At 69.8% G+C, this 2,771-nt stretch carries 2 protein-coding genes and 1 pseudogene; all 3 read left to right on the forward strand.

Annotated features, from left to right (window positions below; all coding sequences use genetic code 11):
- Positions 1-247: pseudogene (locus QM626_RS05965) on the forward strand (twin-arginine translocation pathway signal protein); the annotation flags it as partial.
- 79 nt (positions 248-326) lie between these two features.
- Entirely contained in the window at positions 327-1,676 is a 1,350-nt protein-coding gene (locus QM626_RS05970; RefSeq protein ID WP_415074988.1) for an 8-oxoguanine deaminase, read from the forward strand.
- A gap of 188 nt (positions 1,677-1,864) precedes the next feature.
- On the forward strand, positions 1,865-2,771 hold a 907-nt coding region (locus QM626_RS05975), incomplete at its 3' end, for an ABC transporter substrate-binding protein (protein WP_415074990.1).

Below are 2,771 nucleotides of genomic sequence, written 5' to 3' on the forward strand. Positions count from 1 at the left end.
CGGCGCGGACCTCGGCCTGGACGCGGCCACCTCCCTCGCCGGTGCCGAGGCGCAGCTGACCGACCTCGTGGTCTCCGACGAGACCGCCGAGAACGGCCTGTTCACCATCTCCGACGACCTCCAGCAGCTGACGCTCGACAGCCTCGCCGACGCCGGTGTCGAGATCACCGCCGACCAGCTGTTCGACACCTCGCTGCTCGACGAGGTCTACGCCGACAACCCCGACCTGATCGACTACGCCGGCTGACCCGCCGCCCCGGCCATGACCGGACGCCCCCGCCGGCGACCGCGGGGGCGTCCCGGACGCTGACAGAACGTGAGAGACGATGAACGACCTCGTGATCCGAAACGGCCACGTCGTGGTCGACACCGGCATCGAGCTCGCCGGCGGGTGGATCGCCGTCAGCGAGGGCCGAGTGTCCGCATACGGCGCCGCCGGCACCGAGCCGCCCGCGACGAGAGTGGTGGACGCCGACGGACGACTCGTCACCCCGGGGCTGATCAACACCCACCACCACATCTACCAGAACCTGACCCGGTCCTATGCGCCGGTCGTCAACGGGACCCTCTTCGAGTGGCTCACGCACCTGTACCCCATCTGGGCGCGGCTGGACGAGGAGGACATCCACCTCTCCACCGCCGTGGGCCTCATCGAGCTCGCCATGGGCGGATGCACGACATCCGCGGATCACATGTACGTCCACCCGCGGCCGAACCTCATCGATGCGCAGGTCGCCGCGGCACGCGAGCTGGGCTTCCGGTTCCTGCCCACGCGCGGGTCCATGACCCGGTCGATCGAGGACGGGGGTCTCCCGCCGGCTGTCGTGGTGCAGGACGCCGATGCCATCCTCGCCGACAGCGAGCGGCTCATCCGCTCCTATCACGACCCGTCGCCCGGGGCGATGATCCGCATCGGACTGGCGCCGTGCTCGCCGTTCTCGGTCACGGAGGACCTCATGCGGCGCACCGCCGAGCTGGCCGAGCAGCATGACGTGCGGCTGCACAGCCACCTCGCCGAGGACCTCGACGAGGACGCGTTCTGCGCCGAGACCTATGGATGCCGTCCCGTCGAATATCTCGAGCGGGTCGGGTGGGCGACTCCGCGCTCCTGGGTGGCGCACTTCATCTATCCGTCGTCGGACGAGCAGGAGAGGCTGGCCCGCGCCGGTGTCGGCGTCGCCCACTGCCCCAGCTCCAACATGCTCATCGGCGGGGGCACCGCGCCGGTCATGCGCCTCCGCGAACTGGGGATGCCGGTCGGCCTGGGTTGCGACGGCTCGGCCTCGACCGATCACGCGTCCCTCTGGCTCGAGACGCGCACCGCGCTGCTCCTCGGCCGGTACCGCGGGGGGCCCACCGCCATGACGGCCCGGGACGCGCTCGACGTCGCCACCCGCGGCGGTGCGCGTTGCCTGGGCTGGGAGGACGAGATCGGTCACCTGCGGGTCGGCGCGTGCGCCGACCTCGTCGTCTGGGAGACCAGCGCGGTCGCGCTGGCCGGCGCCGTCACCGACCCGGTCGAGGCGTGGCTCCGGTGCGCTCCGAGCACGGCCTTCCACACGATCATCAACGGCAGGTTCGTGGTCGAGGACGGCCAGCCCACCGCGCCGGCGCTCGAGGGACTCCTCCGCGCGCACGATCGGCGCGCCCGTCGGTTGCAGGGCGTGCTCCGGTAGGTCGCAGCGCGGCCGGGCCGGTGTGCGCATCGCCTCGGTCGTCCGCAACGTAACGGCGACGAAACACGAGCACCAGTGTTCGTGAAATCTACATCGCTTAGCGTCGGACTGTCACCGACCGCGGGGTCACGCCCACGGTCAGACACTCCCCTACCCGAGTGCATCACCGGCATCTGGAGACACAGTTCATGTCCATCCTCACCTCGCGTCGCGCCCGCGTCGCAGCATCCCTCTCGACCGTCGCGCTCGCGGCGCTCGCCCTCAGCGCCTGTTCCGGCAGCTCGTCCGACACCTCGTCGAGCGACGCGTCCGCCGGATACGGCGACATCACGGTCCAGCTCAGCTGGATCAAGAACGAGGAGTTCTGCGGCGAGTACTTCGCCGACAGCAACGGCTACTTCACCGACGCGGGATTCAGCAGCGTCAGCCTCGTCGCGGGTCCCTCCACCAGCGTCTCCGAGCTCGTCTCCGGCACCGCCGACTTCGGCCTCAGCGACGCCGTCTCGGTCGCCACCGCGGTCGCGAACGAAGGCGCCCCGCTGAAGATCATCGGCACGACCTACCAGAAGAACCCGTTCGAGATCCTCTCGCTCGCCGACGGCGCCAACATCACCAGCCCCGAGGACATGAAGGGTCTCAAGATCGGCGTCCAGGACTCCAACCTGGGCCTGTTCGACGCCTTCCTCGCCGCCAACGGCATGAGCGAGAGCGACCTCACGGTGGTCCCGGTGCAGTACGACACCTCGGTGCTCACCAACGGCGAGGTCGACGGCTACGTCGCCTACGTGACGAACGAGTCGATCACCGTCCAGGCCGAGGGCTATGACGTCACCGACCTGACCTTCGCCGACAACGGCCTGCCGTTCGTGGCCGAGACGCTCGTCGCGACCGACGACATGATCGCCGACAATCCGGACGAGGTGAAGGCGTTCCTGACCGCGGAGATCCAGGGCTGGACCGATGCCGTGAACGACCCGCAGGGCTGCTCCGACCTCGCCGTGAACACGTACGGCGCGGACCTCGGCCTGGACGCGGCCACCTCCCTCGCCGGTGCCGAGGCGCAGCTGACCGACCTCGTGGTCTCCGACGAGACCG

The sequence above is a fragment of the Microbacterium sp. genome (assembly GCF_047606385.1).
Lineage (GTDB): Bacteria > Actinomycetota > Actinomycetes > Actinomycetales > Microbacteriaceae > Microbacterium.

Coding starts and splice junctions, on each gene's coding strand:
- QM626_RS05970 (WP_415074988.1), top strand. CDS start 327: ATGAACGACCTCGTGATCCGAAACGGCCACGTCGTGGTCGACACCGGC.